21 protein-coding genes are annotated in these 19,818 nt (G+C 73.4%); 16 read left to right on the top strand and 5 right to left on the bottom strand.

Annotated elements, in window-relative coordinates; translation table 11 throughout:
- Positions 1-32: 32 nt before the first annotated feature.
- The 5 genes from ACYVDO_RS06520 (at position 33) to ACYVDO_RS06500 (ending at position 5,661) form a co-directional block, all read left to right on the top strand.
- Complete coding sequence (locus ACYVDO_RS06520) at positions 33-956, top strand: LytR C-terminal domain-containing protein (RefSeq protein WP_460933953.1); 924 nt, start codon at positions 33-35, stop codon at positions 954-956.
- 106 nt (positions 957-1,062) lie between these two features.
- A complete protein-coding gene (locus ACYVDO_RS06515) occupies positions 1,063-1,989 on the top strand; it encodes a M15 family metallopeptidase (RefSeq protein ID WP_460933951.1) in 927 nt (308 codons plus the stop codon).
- Entirely contained in the window at positions 1,986-2,840 is an 855-nt protein-coding gene (locus tag ACYVDO_RS06510) for a L,D-transpeptidase family protein (RefSeq protein ID WP_460933949.1), read from the top strand. The genes ACYVDO_RS06515 and ACYVDO_RS06510 overlap by 4 nt, the downstream gene beginning before the upstream one ends.
- A gap of 61 nt (positions 2,841-2,901) precedes the next feature.
- Positions 2,902-4,104, top strand: a complete 1,203-nt coding sequence (locus ACYVDO_RS06505) for a pyrophosphate--fructose-6-phosphate 1-phosphotransferase (RefSeq protein WP_460933947.1) — start codon at positions 2,902-2,904, stop codon at positions 4,102-4,104.
- Positions 4,105-4,242: 138 nt separating this feature from the next.
- Positions 4,243-5,661, top strand: a complete 1,419-nt coding sequence (locus tag ACYVDO_RS06500; protein WP_460933945.1) for an FG-GAP repeat domain-containing protein — start codon at positions 4,243-4,245, stop codon at positions 5,659-5,661.
- A 112-nt stretch (positions 5,662-5,773) separates the two neighbouring features.
- On the opposite strand, the gene ACYVDO_RS06495 is transcribed toward ACYVDO_RS06500, so the two are convergent.
- A complete protein-coding gene (locus ACYVDO_RS06495) occupies positions 5,774-6,022 on the bottom strand; it encodes a hypothetical protein (RefSeq protein WP_460933943.1) in 249 nt (82 codons plus the stop codon).
- Between ACYVDO_RS06495 and ACYVDO_RS06490 the strand changes: the two genes are divergently transcribed.
- The 6 genes from ACYVDO_RS06490 to ACYVDO_RS06465 all read left to right on the top strand — a co-directional run bounded on the left by ACYVDO_RS06490 (position 6,021) and on the right by ACYVDO_RS06465 (position 12,000).
- Positions 6,021-7,727 carry an AMP-binding protein gene (locus tag ACYVDO_RS06490; RefSeq protein WP_460933941.1) on the top strand — a complete coding sequence of 569 codons (1,707 nt, stop codon included), beginning with the start codon at positions 6,021-6,023 and terminating at the stop codon, positions 7,725-7,727. The two genes, ACYVDO_RS06495 and ACYVDO_RS06490, sit on opposite strands and share 2 nt — an antisense overlap.
- A gap of 177 nt (positions 7,728-7,904) precedes the next feature.
- Positions 7,905-9,143: an NHL repeat-containing protein gene (locus ACYVDO_RS06485; RefSeq protein ID WP_460933939.1), complete on the top strand. Its 1,239-nt coding sequence runs from the start codon at positions 7,905-7,907 to the stop codon at positions 9,141-9,143.
- Complete coding sequence (locus tag ACYVDO_RS06480; protein WP_460933937.1) at positions 9,143-9,601, top strand: hypothetical protein; 459 nt, start codon at positions 9,143-9,145, stop codon at positions 9,599-9,601. Before ACYVDO_RS06485 ends, ACYVDO_RS06480 begins: the two co-directional genes overlap by 1 nt.
- Positions 9,602-9,608: 7 nt before the next feature.
- On the top strand, positions 9,609-10,322 hold the full coding sequence (locus ACYVDO_RS06475; RefSeq protein WP_460933935.1) for a hypothetical protein: 714 nt from the start codon (positions 9,609-9,611) through the stop codon (positions 10,320-10,322).
- A complete protein-coding gene (locus ACYVDO_RS06470) occupies positions 10,319-11,296 on the top strand; it encodes a hypothetical protein (protein ID WP_460933933.1) in 978 nt (325 codons plus the stop codon). The genes ACYVDO_RS06475 and ACYVDO_RS06470 overlap by 4 nt, the downstream gene beginning before the upstream one ends.
- The gene (locus tag ACYVDO_RS06465; RefSeq protein WP_460933931.1) at positions 11,293-12,000 is read left to right on the top strand and encodes a hypothetical protein; all 708 of its coding nucleotides are present in this window, start codon (positions 11,293-11,295) and stop codon (positions 11,998-12,000) included. Before ACYVDO_RS06470 ends, ACYVDO_RS06465 begins: the two co-directional genes overlap by 4 nt.
- On the opposite strand, the gene ACYVDO_RS06460 is transcribed toward ACYVDO_RS06465, so the two are convergent.
- Both ACYVDO_RS06460 and ACYVDO_RS06455 read right to left on the bottom strand, forming a co-directional pair.
- Positions 11,948-13,090 (bottom strand): NAD-dependent epimerase/dehydratase family protein, encoded by a 1,143-nt coding sequence (locus ACYVDO_RS06460; protein WP_460933929.1) that lies wholly within the window; start codon positions 13,088-13,090, stop codon positions 11,948-11,950. The genes ACYVDO_RS06465 and ACYVDO_RS06460 overlap by 53 nt on opposite strands.
- Positions 13,087-15,069, bottom strand: a complete 1,983-nt coding sequence (locus ACYVDO_RS06455) for a DUF362 domain-containing protein (protein WP_460933927.1) — start codon at positions 15,067-15,069, stop codon at positions 13,087-13,089. The genes ACYVDO_RS06460 and ACYVDO_RS06455 overlap by 4 nt, the downstream gene beginning before the upstream one ends.
- A gap of 59 nt (positions 15,070-15,128) precedes the next feature.
- Between ACYVDO_RS06455 and ACYVDO_RS06450 the strand changes: the two genes are divergently transcribed.
- The 3 genes from ACYVDO_RS06450 to ACYVDO_RS06440 all read left to right on the top strand — a co-directional run bounded on the left by ACYVDO_RS06450 (position 15,129) and on the right by ACYVDO_RS06440 (position 16,034).
- Entirely contained in the window at positions 15,129-15,377 is a 249-nt protein-coding gene (locus ACYVDO_RS06450) for a DUF2630 family protein (RefSeq protein ID WP_460933925.1), read from the top strand.
- 98 nt (positions 15,378-15,475) lie between these two features.
- On the top strand, positions 15,476-15,622 hold the full coding sequence (locus ACYVDO_RS06445; protein ID WP_460933923.1) for a hypothetical protein: 147 nt from the start codon (positions 15,476-15,478) through the stop codon (positions 15,620-15,622).
- Positions 15,623-15,674: 52 nt separating this feature from the next.
- Complete coding sequence (locus ACYVDO_RS06440) at positions 15,675-16,034, top strand: cupin domain-containing protein (protein ID WP_460933921.1); 360 nt, start codon at positions 15,675-15,677, stop codon at positions 16,032-16,034.
- A gap of 52 nt (positions 16,035-16,086) precedes the next feature.
- On the opposite strand, the gene ACYVDO_RS06435 is transcribed toward ACYVDO_RS06440, so the two are convergent.
- Both ACYVDO_RS06435 and ACYVDO_RS06430 read right to left on the bottom strand, forming a co-directional pair.
- Positions 16,087-16,458, bottom strand: a complete 372-nt coding sequence (locus tag ACYVDO_RS06435; RefSeq protein WP_460933919.1) for a hypothetical protein — start codon at positions 16,456-16,458, stop codon at positions 16,087-16,089.
- A 121-nt stretch (positions 16,459-16,579) separates the two neighbouring features.
- Positions 16,580-18,079, bottom strand: a complete 1,500-nt coding sequence (locus tag ACYVDO_RS06430; RefSeq protein ID WP_460933917.1) for an FAD-dependent monooxygenase — start codon at positions 18,077-18,079, stop codon at positions 16,580-16,582.
- A 316-nt stretch (positions 18,080-18,395) separates the two neighbouring features.
- On the opposite strand from ACYVDO_RS06430, the gene ACYVDO_RS06425 reads away from it, so the two are divergent.
- Both ACYVDO_RS06425 and ACYVDO_RS06420 read left to right on the top strand, forming a co-directional pair.
- Positions 18,396-19,076, top strand: coding sequence for a Type 1 glutamine amidotransferase-like domain-containing protein (locus ACYVDO_RS06425; protein WP_460933915.1), 681 nt, complete (start codon positions 18,396-18,398; stop codon positions 19,074-19,076).
- Between the two features lie 53 nt (positions 19,077-19,129).
- Positions 19,130-19,774 (top strand): GNAT family N-acetyltransferase, encoded by a 645-nt coding sequence (locus ACYVDO_RS06420; RefSeq protein ID WP_460933913.1) that lies wholly within the window; start codon positions 19,130-19,132, stop codon positions 19,772-19,774.
- The last annotated feature ends 44 nt before the right edge of the window (positions 19,775-19,818 follow it).

Below are 19,818 nucleotides of genomic sequence, written 5' to 3'. Positions count from 1 at the left end.
CACAGGGCGCGGCCGGGGAGCCAGGGGGAGACATGACGGACGGGGACCGCACCAGCTCCGACGGGGACGGTCTGGTACCGGACGGGGACGGCCTGGCACCGGACGAGGACCGCACGCCGACCGACGTGTGGCGCAAGCACCGGCTGCGCCAGATCCTGCTCTTCGTCACCGTGCCCGGCGTCCTGCTCGGCACCGCGAGCATCACCGCGGCATACTCCGCCGGCCTGATGTCGCCCCCCAAGCCGAAGCCGGCGTGCACCCCCCAGGTCGTGCCCGCGCCGGCGCGCGGCTCGTTCACCGTGAACGTCCTCAACGCCACCGGCCGCACCGGCGTCGCCGCCGAGGTGGCCGCCGGGTACGACAAGCGGCAGTTCCGCGTCGGCGGGATCAGCAACGCCCCCGACTCCTGGTACGTCACCCAGCCGGCCGTCGTGCACTACGGGCCCGCGGGGCTGGACCAGGCCCTGCTGGCCGCCCAGCAGGTCCCGGGGGCCAAGCTGTTCGAGGACGTCCGGCCCGGCACGTCGGTCGACGTCGTCGTCGGGCTGGGCTTCAAGGGCATGGTCCCGCTGCCGCCGCGGCTCAAGCCCATCCCCTCCGAGGTGCCGGTCAACGTCTACAACACGACGTACAAGACGGGCCTGGCCAAGGTCGTCGCCACCGAGCTCAGGGGCCGCGGCTTCAAGGTCAAGGACGTCTCCAACGACCCCCTGCGCACCCTGCAGCTCGGCACCGCGATCATCCGCTACGGCGAGCTCGGTGACCTCAACGCCGCCCTGCTCAAGGAGCACGTGCCCGGCGCGGAGCTGGTGAAGGACGCCCGCACGGACGCCTCCGTCGACCTCGTGATCGGCAACAAGTACACCGCGCTCGTCCCGCTCGCGGACGTGCCGCCGCTGCCCCCGCGGCCCAAGCCGGTGACCCCGACCGTGGCCCGCCCCTGCGGCGACGGCTGAGGCCGGACCCCACTCTCCGGCCTGGCCGGACCCCGCCCTCCGGCTTGGCCGGGCCCCGCCCTCCGGCTTGGCCGGGCCCGGGTGGGCGGGGCACAGTGGTGTCCCGATGCCCTTCCGACGCCGGTATGCCGTAGCCCCCGTCTGCCTCGCCGTGGCCCTCGTGGCCGGGTGCGGCGGTTCCCCCGACCGCTCCGCCGCCGCGGGGACGACGCCTTCGGCGGCCTCCCCGTCCTCGCCGGCGCCGGGCACCTCCACCACCAGGCCGCCGACGACGTCCACCACCACGGCGGCGACCACGACGACGCGGACGACGCCGCCGCCACGGCCGTCCACGAGCAGCCGGGCACCGGCTGCCGCCCCGGGGGCGCTGCCGCCCGTGCCCAGGGCCGGTGCCGAGCCGGCCGTCCGCTTCCCGCGCAACGAACCGGCCGTCGGCGCCGGCGCGAACGCGACGGTCGGGCCGGTGCCGGACTCCGTGTGGGCGCGCATGGTGGGCTACTCCTGGACCCAGGGCTGCCCGGTGGGGCGCTCGCAGCTGCGGTACGTCCGGGTGAACTTCTGGGGCTTCGACGGCAAGCGGTCCCGGGGTGCGGTCGTGGTCAACGCGAGCATCGCGGACGCGGCTGCGGCCGCCTTCACCCGGCTCTACGACCTGCGCTTCCGGATCCGCCAGATGCGGCCGATGGACTCGAGCTGGGGCCGGAACCCCAAGGGGCCGGGCGCCGACGACTACGCCGCCATGCGGGCCGACAACACCTCCGCCTTCAACTGCCGCTACGTCGGCGGCGAGGAGGCCTCGAAGGTGTACAGCAAGCACGCCTACGGCACGGCGATCGACGTCAACGACTTCGAGAACCCCTACGTCGACAGCGGCGGCACCGTCTACCCCGGCGCGTACTGGCTGCACCGCCGGGGTCCCGCGCCGGGCGTGTTCTCCTCCAGCGGCAGCGCGGCCGTCCGCGCGTTCACCGGCCAGGGCCTGCGCTGGGGCGGCCTGTGGTCCCAGCCCGACTACCAGCACTTCGACCGATGAGCCGCCCCGCCTCGGCTGCGTTCCCCGTCGCCCTCGCGGCGGCGCTCGTCGCGCTCGCCGGCTGCGGCGGCGGTGAGCCGGCCGCCTCGTCGGCGACGACACCCTCGACGACGGCGGCCACCACCACAGCCCCGGCCGCCTCCACCACGACCACGGCGACTCCGTCCACCACCACTGGGTCGCCCACCACGACACGGACCCGCACCACCGCCCCGCCACCGAGGGCCACACCCACCCCGCGGCCGTCGTCGAGCACCCGGCGCCCGGCCACCTCGACCGGCTCGCCGTCGCGCCCGCGCTGCGCCGTCCCCTCGGGCCTCACGGCGACCCAGGTCGTCCTCGTCAAGGGCTCCGGCTCGAGCGCCACCGTCCGGGCCTGCCGCCGGGTCTCGGGCGCGTACCGGCTGGAGCTCGGGCCGTACTACGGCCACGTCGGGCTGAACGGCGTCTCCTGGTCCAAGCGGGAGGGCGACCTCAGGACGCCCGCCGGCACCTTCCCCCTGCGTGGCGGCTTCGGGGCATACGGCAACCCGGGCCTGGCCCAGGGCTGGTTCCGGGTCGACGCCCACGACGTCTGGGTCGACGACCCCGCCTCCAGCCTCTACAACACCCACCAGCGCACGCCGGCGGACGGCCGGTGGTCCTCGGCCGAGCCGCTGCTCCAGACCCCGGCCTACAACTACGCCCAGGTCGTCGGCTACAACGAGGTGCGCACACCCGGACGCGGGTCGGCGATCTTCCTCCACGTCGACAAGGGCCGGGGCACGGCCGGCTGCATCTCGCTGCCGACGTCCGCGCTGCTGGCGGTGTTCCGCTGGGAGCGTCCGGGCGCCGTGATCTCCATCGGCTGAGGCTCCCCGGCCGCTGGGACCCGGTCTGGTCGTCCGGGTGGCGAGTTGGCAGAGTGAGGGCATGACCGACGTGCGCACTGTCGCCATGCTGACCGCGGGTGGCCTCGCTCCCTGCCTGTCCTCCGCCGTGGGCGGCCTCATCGAGCGCTACACCGAGGTGGCGCCGGACGTGCGGATCCTGGCCTACCGCAACGGGTATGCCGGCCTGCTGACCGGCGACTCGGTCGAGGTCACCGACGACGTCCGCAAGGCTGCGCACCGGCTGCACGCGTTCGGGGGCAGCCCGATCGGCAACAGCCGGGTCAAGCTGACCAACGTCGAGGACTGCGTCCGGCGCGGCCTGGTCAAGGAGGGCCAGGACCCGCTCCAGGTCGCGGCCGAGCAGCTCACCGCCGACGGCGTCGACGTGCTGCACACCATCGGCGGGGACGACACGAACGGCACCGCCGCCGACCTGGCGGCCTACCTGCGAGAGCACGGCCACACCCTCACGGTCGTCGGCCTGCCGAAGACGATCGACAACGACGTCGTCCCGATCCGCCAGTCGCTCGGGGCCTGGACCGCGGCCGAGCAGGGCGCGATCTACGCGCGGAACATCGTCGCGGAGCACTCCTCCAACCCCCGGATGCTCGTCGTCCACGAGGTGATGGGGCGCAACTGTGGCTGGCTCACCGCAGCGACCGCACTGGAGCACCACCGCTGGGTCCGGGGTGCGGAGTTCGCGAACTGGCTGGAGAACTCGCCCGAGCGGTGGGACGTCCACGGGGTCTACGTCCCCGAGCGGCCGTTCGACATCGCCGAGGAGGCGGCCCGGCTGCGCGCGGTCATGGACGAGTCGGACGGGGTGAACCTCTTCCTCTCCGAGGGGGCCGGCGTCTCCGAGATCGTCGCGTCGATGGAGCAGGCGGGGGAGGCCGTGCCGCGGGACCCGTTCGGCCACGTGCAGCTCGACAAGATCAACCCTGGTGCGTGGTTCGCCAAGCAGTTCGCCGAGCAGCTCGGCGCCGACAAGGTGCTGGTCCAGAAGAGCGGCTACTTCGCCCGCTCCGCCGCGCCCAACCGCGCCGACCTCGACCTCATCCGGCAGTGCACGACGTATGCCGTGGACGCCGCCCTGCGCGGCCGGGCCGGTGTCGTGGGGCAGGACGAGGAACGTGGCGACGAGCTGCGCGCCATCGAGTTCGAGCGGATCCGCGGCGGCAAGGCCTTCGACCCCTCGGTCGACTGGTTCGCCGGTCTCCTGCGGGACATCGGCCAGGCGTAGCGGCCCGTGCCCGTGCTCGCTGCGAGCCAGTGGTCCCACAGCGCCGCGGCTGAGATACAGCGCCCCGGGGTGCTCCGACACGTCGTCAGTAAAGTCCGGTCCTGAAACCGTCTCACTCACGGTCGCAAGACGGCTATCGTGGCGCTCGGCGCGGGCCAGCAACGGTACGGCCAGGACATTGGGGGAGACATGCACCTGACTCGCGGGGGCTTTCGGACTCTTGGCGCCTTAGTCGTGTCCATGTGCACTGTTGCGACGGCGGGCAGCGCCTGGGCGTCGAGCGGCAACTGGTATTACGAGCAGAGCCGGACGGGTGGCGGTGTTGGCTACTACGCCCAGTTCGGATCTGCGACGGACCAAGTCCTGGTCGGTGACTGGGACGGTGACGGCAAGGACACCCTGGCGGTTCGGCGGGGGAACACCTACTACGTGACCAACTCGCCCACCGGCGGAGCTGCGTCCTACTCCTTCGTCTTCGGTGCAGCAAGTGACGCCGTTCTGGTTGGCGACTGGAACGGCGACGGCAAGGACACCCTGGGCGTGCGTCGCGGCAACATGTACTACCTGACGGACAACCCGCGAGGCGGGTACGCCAACCGTGTCTTCATGTACGGTTCCGGCGCGGACGTCACGTTCGTGGGCGACTGGAACGGCGATGGCAAGGACACGCTCGCAGTGCGTCGAGGCAACACGTACTACTTCACGAACACGCAGGGCGGCATGGCCCAGGTTGTGGGCCGGTTCGGGAGCGCAACCGATGTCGTCATCGACGGGGACTGGAACGGCGACCGCAAGGACACCCTTGGTGTGCGTCGTGGCTCGACGTACTACCTGACGAATCGTGTGGGTGGTGGCGCGACTGATGTCGTCGAGGGCTACGGCAGCGCTTCGGACTCGGTCTACGTTGGCGACTGGAACGGGGACAAGGTCGACACCCTGTCGGTGCGCCGCTCGGAGGGACCGCGAAAGACGCTCGCGGGCAGCGGCGCCTACGTCGTGCCCACGCAGGCCCCGCCGCTGCTGTACAAGGGGTCGGCGCCCGCGTCCGGCTGCTACTGGGAACGGGACAGCGACTTCAGCGGCAGCACGAGCGCCATCATCGCGAACTTTCTGGGCTCCAGCATGGCGCCTCTCTACGTGCACGTAGCGGCCAGCGACGCGGGCTTCGCGACCGACGGCTGCGGCACCTGGGTGGAAGCCCGGGCGACTGATCCCGTCCACCTGGTGCCCGTGGCAGACGGCCAGTACCGCGTCGGGTACGACATGGCGCCCGGTCGCTACCAAGCCCTGGGCGGCTCCGAGTGCTATTGGGAGCGCGACAGCGACTTCAGTGGTGAGCTCAGCGCGATCGAGGCGAACGATTACGCGGTCACCTCCCCCGTCGTTGACGTGTTGTCCACGGACGCGATGTTCGGCTCGCAGCGCTGCGGCACCTGGACTCGGCTCGGGGACGTCCCGGTGGGGCCAGCAGCGGCGTCCGGTGCCACCTCGCACGTGACTAGGCCTTCGGTTTCCCGCCCGACCTCCGTTCGATCGTCGGTGCAGCGCTTGCGCTGACGGTCCGCCAAGGTCCTGGGTCCGGTGCCAATCGCCGTCGTGTCGATGCGCTGACCTGGGCCGTTGGCGCGCCCGCCCATCGCGTCGGTGACGACGCTGGCGGAGATCCCGGTCAGCACGACCTGGCGAGGCCGCGCTCGCGCAGGTACTGCTCGGCTCGGTACCGGTGGCGCCGAACCCCTGCCTGGCCCCAGGTGGTCCTCCGTCTGCACGCCACTCCGAGCGTGTCGAGGGTGACCTGGGCGAGGTCGCCCTGTCGGTGCTCGCCCGCATGGCTGACTCCCAGTCGTCGCCGGTCCGCGATCGCGTCGGCGTCGGACACCCTTGCGGAGGCCGCACCGGCGTAGCAGGGTCGGTCCATGGCACCCAGTACCCCCACCACGGCGTACCGCGCTGCACGTGACCAGCTCCTCTCGCTCTCCGGTCGGCACGACGACGCGATGCGCGAGTTCCGCTGGCCGGACGTCGGGGAGCGGTTCAACTGGGCGGTCGACTGGTTCGACGCCGTCGCCCGCGGCAACGACGCGACGGCGCTGTGGATCGTCGAGGAGGACGGCAGCGAGCAGCGGCTGACCTTCGACCAGATGGCGACCCGCTCGGACCAGGTGGCCGTGTGGCTCTCCGACCTCGGGGTGGCCCAGGGCGACCGGGTGCTGCTCATGCTGGGCAACCAGGTCGAGCTGTGGGAGACCATGCTCGCCGTCTTCAAGCTCGGTGCCGTCGTCATGCCGACCACCTCCGCGCTCGGCCCCCAGGACCTGCGCGACCGGGTCGGCCGGGGCGGGGCGAAGGTCGTCGTCGCCAACGCCTCCGACGCGTCGAAATTCGAGGAGGTGCCCGGCGACTACCTGCGCGTCGTCGTCGGCGAGGCGCCGGGGTGGCACTCCCACGCCGAGGCGTATGCCGTGCAGGGCCATCCGTTCGAGACGACCACCGCCCCGTCGGACCCGCTGCTGCTCTACTTCACGTCCGGGACGACCAGCAAGCCCAAGCTGGTCGAGCACACCCAGGTGTCCTACCCCGTGGGGCACCTGTCGACGATGTACTGGATCGGCGTCCGGCCGGGCGACGTGCACCTGGCGATCAGCTCGCCCGGCTGGGCCAAGCACGCCTGGTCGTGCTTCTTCGCCCCGTGGATCGCCGAGGCCACGATCTTCGTCTTCAACTACGGCCGGTTCGACGCGGCCGCCCTGCTCGGGCAGATCCGCCGGGCCGGGGTGAGCACGTTCTGCGCGCCGCCGACGGTGTGGCGGATGCTCATCCAGGCCGACCTCGGTGGCCTCGAGGGCAAGGGGGCGCTGCGCGAGCTGCTGGCCGCCGGCGAGCCGCTCAACCCTGAGGTCATCACCCAGGTCGAGCGGGCCTGGGGAGTCACCGTCCGCGACGGCTACGGCCAGACCGAGACCACGCTGCAGGTCGGCAACATCGCCGGCGACCGGGTCAAGCCCGGGTCGATGGGCCGTCCCATGCCCGGTGTCCCGGTGGAGCTCGTGGACCCGCTGACCGGGGAGCGGGCGGACGAGGGCGAGATCGTGCTCGACCTCTCGCAGCATCCCGTCAACCTCATGACCGGCTACCTCGGCGACGAGGAGCGGCAGGCCGAGGCGATGGCCGGCGGTTTCTACCACACCGGCGACGTCGCCCAGCGGGACGCGGACGGCTACATCACCTACATCGGGCGGACCGACGACGTCTTCAAGGCCAGCGACTACAAGGTGTCGCCGTTCGAGCTCGAGTCGGTCCTCATCGAGCACCCGGCCGTGGCCGAGGCCGCCGTCGTCCCCGCGCCGCACCCCACGCGCCTGGCCGTGCCCAAGGCCTACATCGCCCTCGCTCCCGGGTACGCCCCGGATGCCGAGACGGCCAGGTCGATCCTCGCGCACGCCCGCGCCAACCTCGCGCCCTACCTGCGGGTGCGCCGCATCGAGTTCCACGAGCTGCCCAAGACCATCTCGGGCAAGATCCGCCGGGTCGAGCTGCGCGACCGGGAGCAGCAGGCCTTCGACGGCGCGACGTCGCTGTCGGAGGAGTTCCGCGACGACCAGTTCCCCGAGGTCTTCCGCTGAGCCGCAAGGGATCCGGGCAGGTGGGTCGATAGGGGACAAAGCGCCCCCGCTGGGTCCCTGTCACTCCCGCTCGGTCCCCGTTGACCCCTGTCACGCCGGTTCGGGCGCGGGTACCGTGAGGTGCGGTGGTCCGCCGGGCCGCCGACCGCACGACCGGGGCAAGCGGGCCGGGGGCACATGCGCACCTACCCATACGCGTTCCACGTCGCCCTCGACGGCAACGGGCTCAACGGGCTCGAGGGCAGGGCCGGCGTGTGCCTGTTCCACTACGACCCGGAGACCGGCGACCACGCGTACAAGGTCACCTACTTCGACGGCGCCTCCGGCGGCCACGCCCCGAACGTCGACCCGAGCCGGCGCATCGGCTTCCTCGGCAACACCGGCCAGCACCTGCTCTTCTACGACCTCGCCACGCTGGAGGAGGCCGACCGCGTCTCGACCCTGCGGTTCGAGGTGCCGGACACGACGATCAAGGGCAGCACCCACCTCGTCTGGCTCGACGACACCCAGTTCGTCACCTCGATCGGCGAGCACCTGTGGAGGTTCGACGTCAACCGGCTCACCAAGGCCGAGCAGGTCGCGCCGCACCAGCTCAAGATCCCGCACGCCATGAAGCGCACGGCCTCGGGCCGCTACATCGTCTACGGCGGCATGGACCACCCGACCCGTGGTGAGGCCAAGGAGGTGGGGATCCTCGACACCGTCACCGGCGAGGTGCGCCGGGTGGCGCTGCCCACGACCTGCTGGCACGTCGTCTGCCACCCGGTGCTCGACGTCTTCTACGCGATCTCCTTCCGGGTGCACCCCGCGGACCGCACCGACTACGAGCACTGGGGCATGGCCTGGCTGCGGCAGTACGCCTTCGAGATCGACGCCGAGGACGGGCGGGTCGTCCGGCACTGGGCCGCCGACCGGGACCTGCCTGCCCACGTGAACTCCGACGTGACCATCTCCGACTCCGAGCTCATCTTCTGCACCGGCGGCAGCCACACCGTCGTCCTCGTCGACCTGCTCACGCTGAGCCACCACCGGCTCATCGACGAGCACCCCGGGGCCCTGGAGAGCCTGGCGCTGACGCGCCAGAGCGCGTCGACGGTCGCGGAGGCGTTCATGCGCGGCAACGTGTTCGGCAACAGCCACCTGTATGCCGAGTCGCTGCGGGTGAGCCGCGGGGCGTTCGTCGACGGCATCTACGCCTGCCAGCTGTCGGCCGACCAGACGCTGCTCTTCACCGCCAACCGCGGGCAGAACCACATCACGGTCTACGACTACCCGTCCCTGGAGCAGCGCGACCGCGTCGTCATGCCGGAGCTGCAGGACCTCGACCCGAGGGTGGGCGCGTTCGGCGACCCGCGGCTCGGCTTCCACCACTCCTACCTCGTCAGCCCGCCCACGCCCACGCCAGGAGAGCCCTGATGGCCAACTACAGCATCGACACCACCGTCTTCGGGGGCAACACCTTCAGCTCCGACGTGAACGCCGACGTGACCTCGACCCTCACCGGGCTCGACGACATGAAGCTCACCCTGGCCGGAGGGACGACCAACACCAACGACGGCACCAACACGGTGCACTCCGACGCGACGATCACCCTCGAACCGGTGACGACGACCTCGACGGTGAACACCACGTCGAACCTCGACAGCCGATCGAGCGTGGACACCACCTCGTCGGTCGACCTCAAGCCGGTCGCGATCGACACCTGCGTCCGCCTCGAGCTGGGGCCGCCCCCGGCCACCGAGGTGTGCACGCCCTACGAGCAGACCTGGGGCTGGTCGGTCCTGGGGTTGGAGCTGTTCGCCCTCACGGTCCGCGGCCGCGCCACCGCGCACATCCGGCCCGAGCACCACGGCCCCGTCGTGATCGACCTGTGAGGGCGCCATGCCGACCAGCCGCCGCAAGGCCACCTCCAGCAAGCCCGCCGCCGACCGCGAGACCGTCGCAGGCGCCGCGGCCGACCGCGCCCGGACCGGGTCCGCCGCCGACCAGATCGTCCTCGCCGGGCCCCCGGGCCGGTTGCATGCCACCGTCTCGGTGGAGAACGCCGTCTCCGAGCGGGTCTCGGTGCGCGGCGCGGTGCTGCACCGGTCGGGGCGGGACCCGGTCGCCGGGACGGCGACGGCGCTCATCTCCCCGGGGGCGACGGCCTCCGTGCCCGTGTCCGTCAGCCTCGACCGCACGACGCCACCCGGCGAGGTGGCGGCGGAGCTGGAGCTGGGCGGGACGCGCCGCCCGGTCCGGGTCCTCGTGGAGCCGGAGCTCGACCTGCACCTCAGCCCCCACCGGGTGCTCGCGACGGTGGGCCGCCAGCGCGTCCCGCTCACGCTGGTCAACCACGGCAACGTCGACATCCCGCTGGCACCGCTGAGCCGCGCCCGCACCGACGACGGCGGCCCCGACCCGGGGCCCGACATCTCCCTCACGGTGCTGGACCCGACGACCGTCGAGCCCGGCGCCATCGTGAGCGTCGCGGCGGAGTTGACCGTCCCGGAGGAGCTGGACCCCACGCGACGGCACGTCGCCCGCATCCCCGTCGGGACCGCCGACCTCGAGGTCGTGGTCCTGCCCCGCACCGCACCGGAGGAACCGTCATGAGCACCACGGCACCCGAGTACCTCACGACGCTGCGCACCGGCCTCGCCGAGGCGGTGCAGCAGTGGGCCGACCAGTCCACCTCGGCCTGGGAGCAGTGGACCCGCGCGTGGCAGCCGGTCGCCGACGCGGGCGCCGACGCCCTCGGGGTGCCGCGCCTGCAGCCCGGCTCGCCGCCCCGGGTCGTGCCGCGAGCGGACACCGCCGCCCGCCACGACCACGGGCACGGGGGTCACCCGGGCCACGAGCACCACCACGACCACCACGGATGGGAGCAGCGCTCCGGCCACCACCACGAGGGCTGCGGGTGCGGGGAGTGCCGTGGCCACGAGGGCCCGGATGACTGCCGCCACGTCGGCTGCGGGTGCGGGGAGCACCGCTATGCCGGTGGGTGCCACTGCAGCGGGTGCCACCATCCCCATCGCGGCTGTCCCGGCCCCTGCGACTGCTGCGTCCCCGAGGCGGACCTCGTCGTCCGCGCGCGGGCCGGCGAGGTCCGCGTCGTGCCCTTCCGCCTGCACAACCCGTGGCGCAGAGAGCGCGAGGTCACCCTCGAGGTCGGCCCCTGGCACGCCTGCGGGGGTGACGCGCTCGAGGTCCGGGCGCGCCTCGAGGACACGAGCCTCACGCTGGCCCCGTGCGAGGACCGGGTCGTGCGGCTGCTCGTCACCGCCACCGGGACCAAGGCTGCCGGCGACACCGCGACCGAGCACCAGGGGAAGCCGGGGAAGGCGGGACAGGCTGATCCTGTCGAGGACGAGCGCGTGCGCACCGCCGGTGACATGGGGGAGGAGGCGGCTCGGCAGGTGTCGGTCCTGCGCGGGGTCGACGTGGGTTCCTGCTCCACCGCGTATGCCGACGTGCGGTTCGAGGGCTGCGCCCGTCCGCAGCGGGTCGCGCTCGTCGTCCTGCCGGCCGAGTGCGACCCCGTCGACGTCGGGTGTGGGTGCGGCTGCTGCGAGGAGGGGCACCGATGAGCGAGCGGACGACCGGCACCGACGAGACGCTGGCCCGGATCACCGAGCTGGCCAGGGCCGCCCTGCAGGCCCAGGCGAACCTCGCCAAGCAGTCGCTCGAGCTCGGTCGGGCGACCCTGAGCGGCGACGTGGACCGGTCGAGCGCGGGTCGCGCGTACCTCGACGCGGTGAGCCGTGAGGGCGCCCGCTACTGGCGCGAGGTCGGTGCCCTCGGCCTCGACTACGCCGGCGAGCTCATGGCGCTCGGCACCCGCAGCGCCGCCCGGGTGGTGAGCGAGGCGTCCGCGGCCGGGGCGCGGGGACGGGAGCGCACGGCTGCACCCCGCCGCGGCACTGCCCAGGGGCAGGCCGCTCCGGAGGCAGAGGAGGCCGTCGGGGCCTCGCGCCGGTCCGCCGTCGTGCTCCGGGGCGTGCTCGGCCAGACCGCCCAGGCCACCGTCACCGTCGTGAACCGGCACGCCCGGGCCCGCCGGGTCGAGCTGACCCCGAGCGACCTGCGTGACGCCACCGGTGCCCTCGTGGCCGCCCAGCTGCGGGTGGACCCCGACCACGTCACCGTCCCCGCCGGGGGCGACCACCCCGTGCGCCTCGAGGTCGACCTCGACACCTCCGACGCCGCGGTCGGGGACCGGTACGAGGGCACGGTCGAGGTCAGCGGGGGCGACGAGGCCACGCTGGAGGTGAGCGTCGAGGTCGTGGCCTGACCGCCTCCTCGACCCCACCCGTCGCCGCGGGGCCCAGCGGGGCCGGCACCAACTCGCGGGCCGCCCGCACGTCCGGGTGCAGCCGCAGGCCCTCGCGCGCCCACCGGGGCAGGTCCGGGCTCACGGCCAGCCACGCCAGGGAGGCTGCGACGGCCTCGCGCGCCGGCCGCGCGGCATACCCGAGCTCCTGTGCCCTGGCGCTGGAGTACCAGTAGTGACGGCCCACCGTGCTCGCCTCGTCGCGCGTCGAGAGGGGCTGCTGCTCGGTGAGCCCCGCCCACCACTCGGTGACGGCGGCGACGGCCCAGGCGCTCGCGGCGGGCAGCTCGGCGAACGGCCCGGGCAGGCCGGCAAGCTCGGAGACGAGGGTGTGCAGCGTCCGCCAGGTGAGGTCCTCGCCGCCGAGCAGGTACCGCCGGCCGGGCTCGCCCCGTTCGAGGAGGACGACGTGGCCGGCGCCGACGTCGCGGGCGTCGACCACGTTGCAGCCGCCGGGGAAGGTGCTGCGGGTCGGGTCGAGCAGGTAGCGCAGGACGATGGCGTTACTGGGCGCGAGGCGCGTGAACGGGCCGCCGAGCACCACGGTGGGCAGGGCGAGGACGACGGGTATGCCGTGCCGGCGGCCGGCGTCGAGGGCCGCCTCCTCCTGGGCGACCTTGCTGGCGTAGTAGGCGGGGGCGGGCTCGTCGCCGAGCCGGTCGTCCTCGGTCCGGGCGACCGGCAGCAGGCTCGACCCGCGGGTGACGCTGGAGCTCGTGACGACGACCCGCTCGAGCCCGGCATCGGCCGCGGCCTGCACGACCCGGGTCGTCCCCTCGACGTTGACCTGCCCGACCTCGCTCGCCCGGGAGGCGCCGAACGCGTAGACGGCGGCGCAGTGCACCACGGCGTCGCAGCCCTCGAAGGCGGTGCGCAGGGCGTCCCGGTCGGTGAGCGCGGCCACGCGGCCCGGCACCTGCGCCCCGCCGACGACCCGGACGCCGGCTCCGGGCGCCCGGGTCACCGCCACGACGTCGTGCCCGGCCCGCAGCGCCGCGGCGGCGACCTGCGAGCCGACGAGCCCGGTGGCCCCGGTGACCGCGACCCTCACCGGGTCCCCCGGACGTGGGTGAAGCCGTGGTCGTCGACGAACGGCCCGGCAGCGGTGCCGGGCCCCGGCGTGTTGTCGGTGCCGCCGCTGAACCCGGGGGCGCCGACGCCGGTGCCGAGGGACCCGGTGCCCCGGTCGGCGAGCCACTCCCGCGCGGCCGCGAGCAGCAGCTCGACGGACCGGGTCAGCAGCGGCTCGTCCGGCTCGGGTGGCGGACGGCCGATCCGGAACTCGCGTCCCTCGAAGCAGGCCTCGAGGTTGTCGAAGGTCGTGGTGAAGAACCGGCGGTAGGCCTCCTCGAGCAGCGGCGTGCGGACCTCGGGCCACCGGTCGAGGTCGACACCGGCCCAGGCCGGGGGCAGGGCGAACAGCTGTCGCCCCCGGACGGTGACGAGGGTGCCACGGCCGTTGCGCCGGAAGCTCAGCAGGCCGTCGTCGTAGGTCGCGGAACCGTTGGGGCTCAGCACGGTTCGCCACGTGAGACGGTGCTCGTCGGCCCGGCGCTCGACGAGCTCGATCTTGCCGACGTCGATCGCCCGGCCGCCCCACGCGGCGAGGTAGTTGGGCTGGGGGAGGTAGAGGTTGCGCTCCGCCTGCCTCGTGGCGGAGGTGTCGCGGCTGCCGGGGACCGTGACGCGCCGTCCGCCCAGGTAGTCGGCCATCAGGCTGATCCCCGCCGCCACGTCGACCCTGGCGACCCAGTCGTCGAAGTCCGCCGGCACGTCGCGGCTGACCTCGAAGACGGTCGCGCCGTCCACCAGCCGCCACCGCATCCCGTCGACGTTCGGCCGGGTCCCGGCGAGCAGCGCCTCGAACGGCGCGACGAACGCCGGCAGCCCGTCGTACTCCTCGCCCGGCCACTGCGCGGGGTCGAACCCGAGCGGCACCTCGCGTCGGTCGACGGCGTCCTTGTCGGCGCCGACGGCCCACGCCCGGCCGGACCGCGCGAGCCCATGGGTGAGGGTGAGCAGCGACTCGAGGGCCAGCTGCCCGGTGGGGTCGTCGGCGGCCTCGACCAGGGGAGTGAGGACGCTGCGCAGCGTCGCGAGCACCGGGTCGACCGGCTCCCCGCCCTCGTCGGCGCCGCCGACCGCCGCGTGCAGCACCCGTTCGAGGCGCGGCTCGTCGGCCAGGGCGGCGGCCACGGACCGCAGCCGCGGGTGCGGTCCCAGCGGCCGGGCCGGGGAGGGCAACCGCCCGTCGAGCCATCCTGCAGGCGGTCCCAGCCGCTCCACCGCCCGGGCCACGAGCCGCGAGGCTGCGCGGTCGGCCCCGAAGAGCGCGGCCACGCAGGTGTCGGCCAGCACCGGGTCGGTCGCGACGACCAGTGCCCCGGTGTCGAGCAGGACCGGCAGCCGCGCCCCGTCCGCGCCGGCTGCCGGGGCCAGGGCGTCGATGACGACGAGGCCCGGGGGCAGGTGGGTGAGCAGGTCCACGGCGACGTCGGCGGCCTCGGCGCCGGCCACCTCGGGCGCGGCGCCGAGGAGCGTCGCGAGCGACCCGGCATACCCGTCGACGAGGTCGGTGACCGCCCGGGCGACGACCACCCGGGTGCGGGCTGCCGCCCACAGTGCGCTGCAGGGATGGCCATGCAGCACAGCGGTTTCCGGGACCGGCGTGGGGGTGAGGTCGTCGCCGAGGTCGACCACGGCATACCCGTGCCCTGCCGCGGTGCGGCCGGTCAGGCCCGCGTCGACGGCAAGCAGGGTGGCCGAACGGTGCCCCCGGTCGTAGTCGCCGACGGTGAGCCGGACCCCCACGGCGACGTCGTCGCAACCCCGGTCGTGCAACAGGTCGACCACGGCGTGGACCACGGCGGCGCTCGCGGGCGTGGGTGGGCTGACCCGGACGAGCACGACGGCGGGTCCGGCGGGATCGAGCGCCAGCCGGTCGCACGCCTCGGCCAGGCCCGTGACGCCGTCACCGCTGACCACGGTGCAGGCCAACGGTTCCCGGCTCTCGACACCGCCCGGTGCCACGTGTCCATGAAAGCAGTGCGCCCCTCGCCCGCGGAAGGGGCCGGTGCCATAGTGGGCGGGTGGCCGACGACATCGACATCCAGCAGCGCATCAAGGGTCTGATCGACGAGGAGCACTCGCTGCGCTCGCAGCTCGGCGAGGGCGACATCACGGTGGAGGAGGAGAACCAGCGGTTGCGCGCCGTCGAGGTCGAGCTCGACCAGTGCTGGGACCTGCTGCGCCAGCGCCGGGCGCGCCGCGAGTTCGGCGAGAACCCGGACGGGGCGCACGTGCGGGACGCCTCGACGGTCGAGAACTACTGGGCCTGACCGCGCCGCGGCGTGGCGGCTGGAGGGGGCCTCCCGCCCCGTCCTACCGTTGACGTGGTCACCGATGGTGACCGCAACCCGAGACGAGGGGGTGCGCCATGCGCACGGCACTCGACCACCTGCACCTGCCCCACCACCAGCCCGCGTGGTGGGTGGGACACACCATGGCCGCCGTCGCCGGCGCCGTCGTGGTGCTGTATGCCGCGGCGGTGCTCCTCACGCTGCTGCTGCGCGCCGGGCTGTAGCCGGCGCCCGGTCCTCCTTCCCCGCAGCCGCGCCGGGGAGGACCATGGCCCCGTGAGCGAACACACATCGCGGACGTCGCCGTCCACGCAGGGCGTCACGGTCGAGCTGCTGGCGGCCGTCGACCTCGGGCCCGAGATCGAAGGCATGCAGGGGCGCCAGCTGCGGATGCGCCTGGTGAGCATGGCACCGGGCGCCACGTTCGGCCCCGAGCACGACCACAAGGGGCGGCCCGGGACGGTCTACGTCCTGCAGGGCACGATCACCGACCACCGCGGCGGCGTCGCGACCGAGTACGGGCCGGGGCTGGGGTGGCCGGAGGACCGGAACACCCTGCACTGGCTCGAGAACCGCGGCACCGAGACGGCCGTCGAGGTCTCGGTCGACATCGTCGCGTCGGAGCCCCCTGGCTGACGGGCCCCTCACCCCGACTGTGGCCGGCCGGCCCGCCGAGGCCTGATGGACGCTATTCGCGGATCGTGGCGCCGTTGAGCTTGACCGAGTCCCAGGACCGGGCGTTGAAGATGAACCGCGGGAGGCCGTCCATGGTGACCGTCAGGGCGCCGCTGGTGTCGATCGAGTAGCCGACGGTCCGGTCCTCCAGCGGGAGGGTGCAGAAGAACTCGACCGTCCCCTGCGCGCCCACGGGCGTGAGGATCACCTCGAGGTAGGTCCGCAGCCCCAGCTCCCGCACCCGCGTCGACGCCGATGCCTCCTTGGCTGCCCGCAGCGTGCCCTGCCAGACCTCGCTCTCGAGGCCGCCCTCGTGGTCGAGGTAGTTCCACCGCACCAGCACGGTCGGTTCCTGTGCCTCGATCTCCCACAGCTCCTGCGGCATGCAGCCAGTCCCTTTCTCGGTGTCGACGCCACGACGGCGCACGGACGTCACCGGCGGCATCGCCCCCGGCGACGGTCCGTACCCCTTCGCACGGCGACGGAAACAGCAGGCAGCACCCGGCTCAGCCGCCTGCTCCGACCCCGCACCACGTCCGCAGCGCCCCTGTGAGCCGGTCGGAGGAGCCCTCACCCACCCAGGCCACGTGGCCGTCGGGGCGGACCAGCACGGCGGTGGGGGCGCTCACCTCGCCGACCCCGGGCAGGACCCACCCCCCGTCGTACTCGCCGGGCACGTGCCGGACCCGACCGAGGCCGGCCCGGTCAGGCGCCCCTGTCGTGATGTCGGCCAGTGGTGGGCCGCCGAGCTCGAGCAGCACCGGGCGCGCCTCGTGCAGCAGCTCGGACACGCGCACCGACCCGTCGGCGGTCACGAGGTCGAGGTCCGGCATCCGCCGCCCCAGCAGCGGGTGGCCCTCGGCCTGGCCGTACGCCACGTCCAGCCCTGTCACCAGCGCGGCCATGCGGAGGTTGGCGTCGTCGAGGACGAGCACCTCGTCGAGCAGGTCGCGCAGCGCCTCCTGCCGGGGGTCGGCCTTCTGGAAGAGGGACTGGGCCATCGTGTAGGTCAGCGCCCGGGCGCCGGCCGGGTGACGTTCCGCGTGGTAGGTGTCGAGCAGCTCCTCGCCGGATTCGCCACGTACGACCTGACCCAGCTTCCAACCGAGGTTGACGGCGTCCTGCAGCCCCAGGCCGATGCCGAGGCCACCCGTGGGGGAGTGCACGTGCGCGGCGTCGCCGGCGAGCAGGATGCGGCCAGACCGGTAGGCCGTCGCCTGACGCGTCGCGTCCGTGAACCGCGACAGCCACGTGGGGCTGTGGACGCCGAAGTCGGTGCCGAAGACCGAGACCAGCTCACGCCGGAGGTCCTCCAGAGTCGGTGGGGTCGTGGGGCCCAGCTCGGCCTCGGTCACCACGACGCGCACCGCGCCGTCGCCCATGGCGTGCAGGCCGTGGATCCCTCGCTCGTCGACCTTCCCGGCCCGGGGGAGGTCCTCGGTGACCTGCACCTCGGCGATCAGGGTGCTCCGCGTCGCGTCCGGCCCCACGAACGCGATCCCGGCCCCGCGCCGGACCAGGCTGCGCCCGCCGTCGGCCCCCACGGCATACCGGCTCCGCAGCGTCTCCCCGGACGCGAGCTGCACCTCGACGCCCTCGGCGTCCTGGTCGATCCCTGTGACCTCCGTGCTCCGCCGGACGAGGACGCCCAGCTCCAGAGCCCACTCGGCCAGCAGTCGCTCGATGTGGTTCTGGGACAGCGCCAGCGTGTACGGGTGCCGGGTGGGCAGTCGGCCCAGGTCGAGCGGGGTGCTGCCGAACGTCGCTGCCTCGATCGTCCTGCCCTCGGCGAGGAACCGGTCGGCGATGCCACGCTGGTCGAGCAGCTCGATCGTGCGCGCGTGCACACCGCCGCCCCGCGAGCCGGCCAGCTCCTGCGACTCGCGCCGGTCGAGGACGACGACGTCCACCCCGGCGAGACGCAGCTCGGCACCCAGCACCAGCCCCGTCGGACCGCTCCCGACAACCACCACGTCGTGCATTCCCGCCCCCGTCTTCGTGCGCACCTGACGCGGCAGTCTGCGACACACGAGGGGCCTTGCCGCAAGCCCCCCGTCGCGCGGTACGTTGGCAGTGGAGGAGAGCCTCCGCGGCCGGCACCTCCTGGCGGTCGCCGCCGGGTCTGCGGGGCCGCCTCCGGCGCGCCGCCCGCATCGTGGTTGATGGCCATCTCGCCGATCCCCGCGCGCCGCATGGCGCAGCTCGATCGGCTCGGCGCGCAGTCGGTGCGATGAGTCCTGCACGCCGGGCCGGTCAGAATGGCGACCATCGTGGACAGGGAGGGGTGTCGACCATGCACTGCGACAGTGAGGAAAGGGCGTCGTGAAGCTGCTGCTGACGTCGGGGGGCGTGACCAACCCCAGCATCCGCGAGACGCTCGTCGACCTGCTGGGCAAGGGCGTCGAGGAGTCCGCCGCCCTGTGCATCCCGACGGCTGAATGGGGCCATCCGTGGTGCACGCCGGCGTCCGCCTGGCGCTTCGTGTCCGGGTCGGCTCCCGCTGGGGAGCCGTCGTCGCCCATGTGCGACCTGGGTTGGAAGTCGCTGGGGCTGCTGGAGCTCACGGCCCTGCCCAGCATCGGCAGGGACCGCTGGGAGCCGTGGGTGCGCGAGGCGGACGTGCTCCTCGTCGACGGTGGCGACGCCACGTTCCTCGCGCACTGGATGCGGGCGTCGGGGGTGGCCGACCTGCTGCCGTCCCTGCCCGACACGGTCTGGGTCGGCGTGAGCGCCGGCAGCATGGTGATGACGCCGCGGATCGGTGAGGACTTCGTCGCGTGGGACGCGGCGACGGACGGCGACCGGACCCTGGGCGTGGTCGACTTCTCGATCTTCCCCCACCTGAACCACCCCGACATGGCTTGGAACACGATGGCGAACGCCGAGAAGTGGGCCGCCGAGGTGGCCGGTCCGGCGTACGCCATCGACGAGCAGACGGCCATCGTCGTCGTCGACGGGACGGCTCGGGTCGTCTCGGAGGGGCAGTGGAAGGCTTTTCCCTGACCCAGGGACCGGGCTGACCCCGTCGCACGCTCCCATGGGGCAGGATCGCTGCCGTGCTTGCCGACCTCTGGCCCCCGTTCGGACTGGTGCTGACCACGCCCCGACTCACGCTGCGTCTTCCGACCGAGGACGAGATCACGGCCTTGGCCGAGGTCGCAGCGCAGGGTGTGCACGCGCCGCACGAGCGTCCCTTCCTCACGCCGTGGACCGAGGGCAGCCCCGAGGAGCGGGCGAGGGAGGTCCTCAGCGGGCACTGGTACCGGCTGTCCGCCTGGGAACCCGACAGCTGGAGCCTCGGACTCGCCGTCATCGACGGCTCCGGGACCCCCATGGGCATCGCGACCTTGCGGGCGCAGGACTTCCGCGTCAACCGCGAGGTCACCACGTCCTCCTGGCTCGGACTGCGGTTCCAGGGGCGGGGGTACGGCACGGAGGCCCGCACGGCGCTCCTGACCCTTGCCTTCGACCATCTCGGGGCGACCGACGCCACCACGGAGGTGTTCCAGGACAACCACGCCTCGCAGGGCGTCTCGCGCAGGCTCGGCTACCAGCCCGACGGGATCTCCCGGGACCGGCGGGGCGAGGAGGTGGTGGTCTCGGACCGCCTCCGGCTGACGAGCGCCCGCTGGGGGGCCGGGTCCACCCGGGTGCCGGTGGAGGTCACGGGCCTGGACGCTGCGCGGTCGATGTTCACCTGACCGAGGCCTTCTCCACCCCGCCTCGTCCCGCAGTGGGGCCAGCG

Source organism: Phycicoccus ginsengisoli (assembly GCF_054779295.1).
This window is presented reverse-complemented; position numbering and strand designations above follow the sequence as displayed.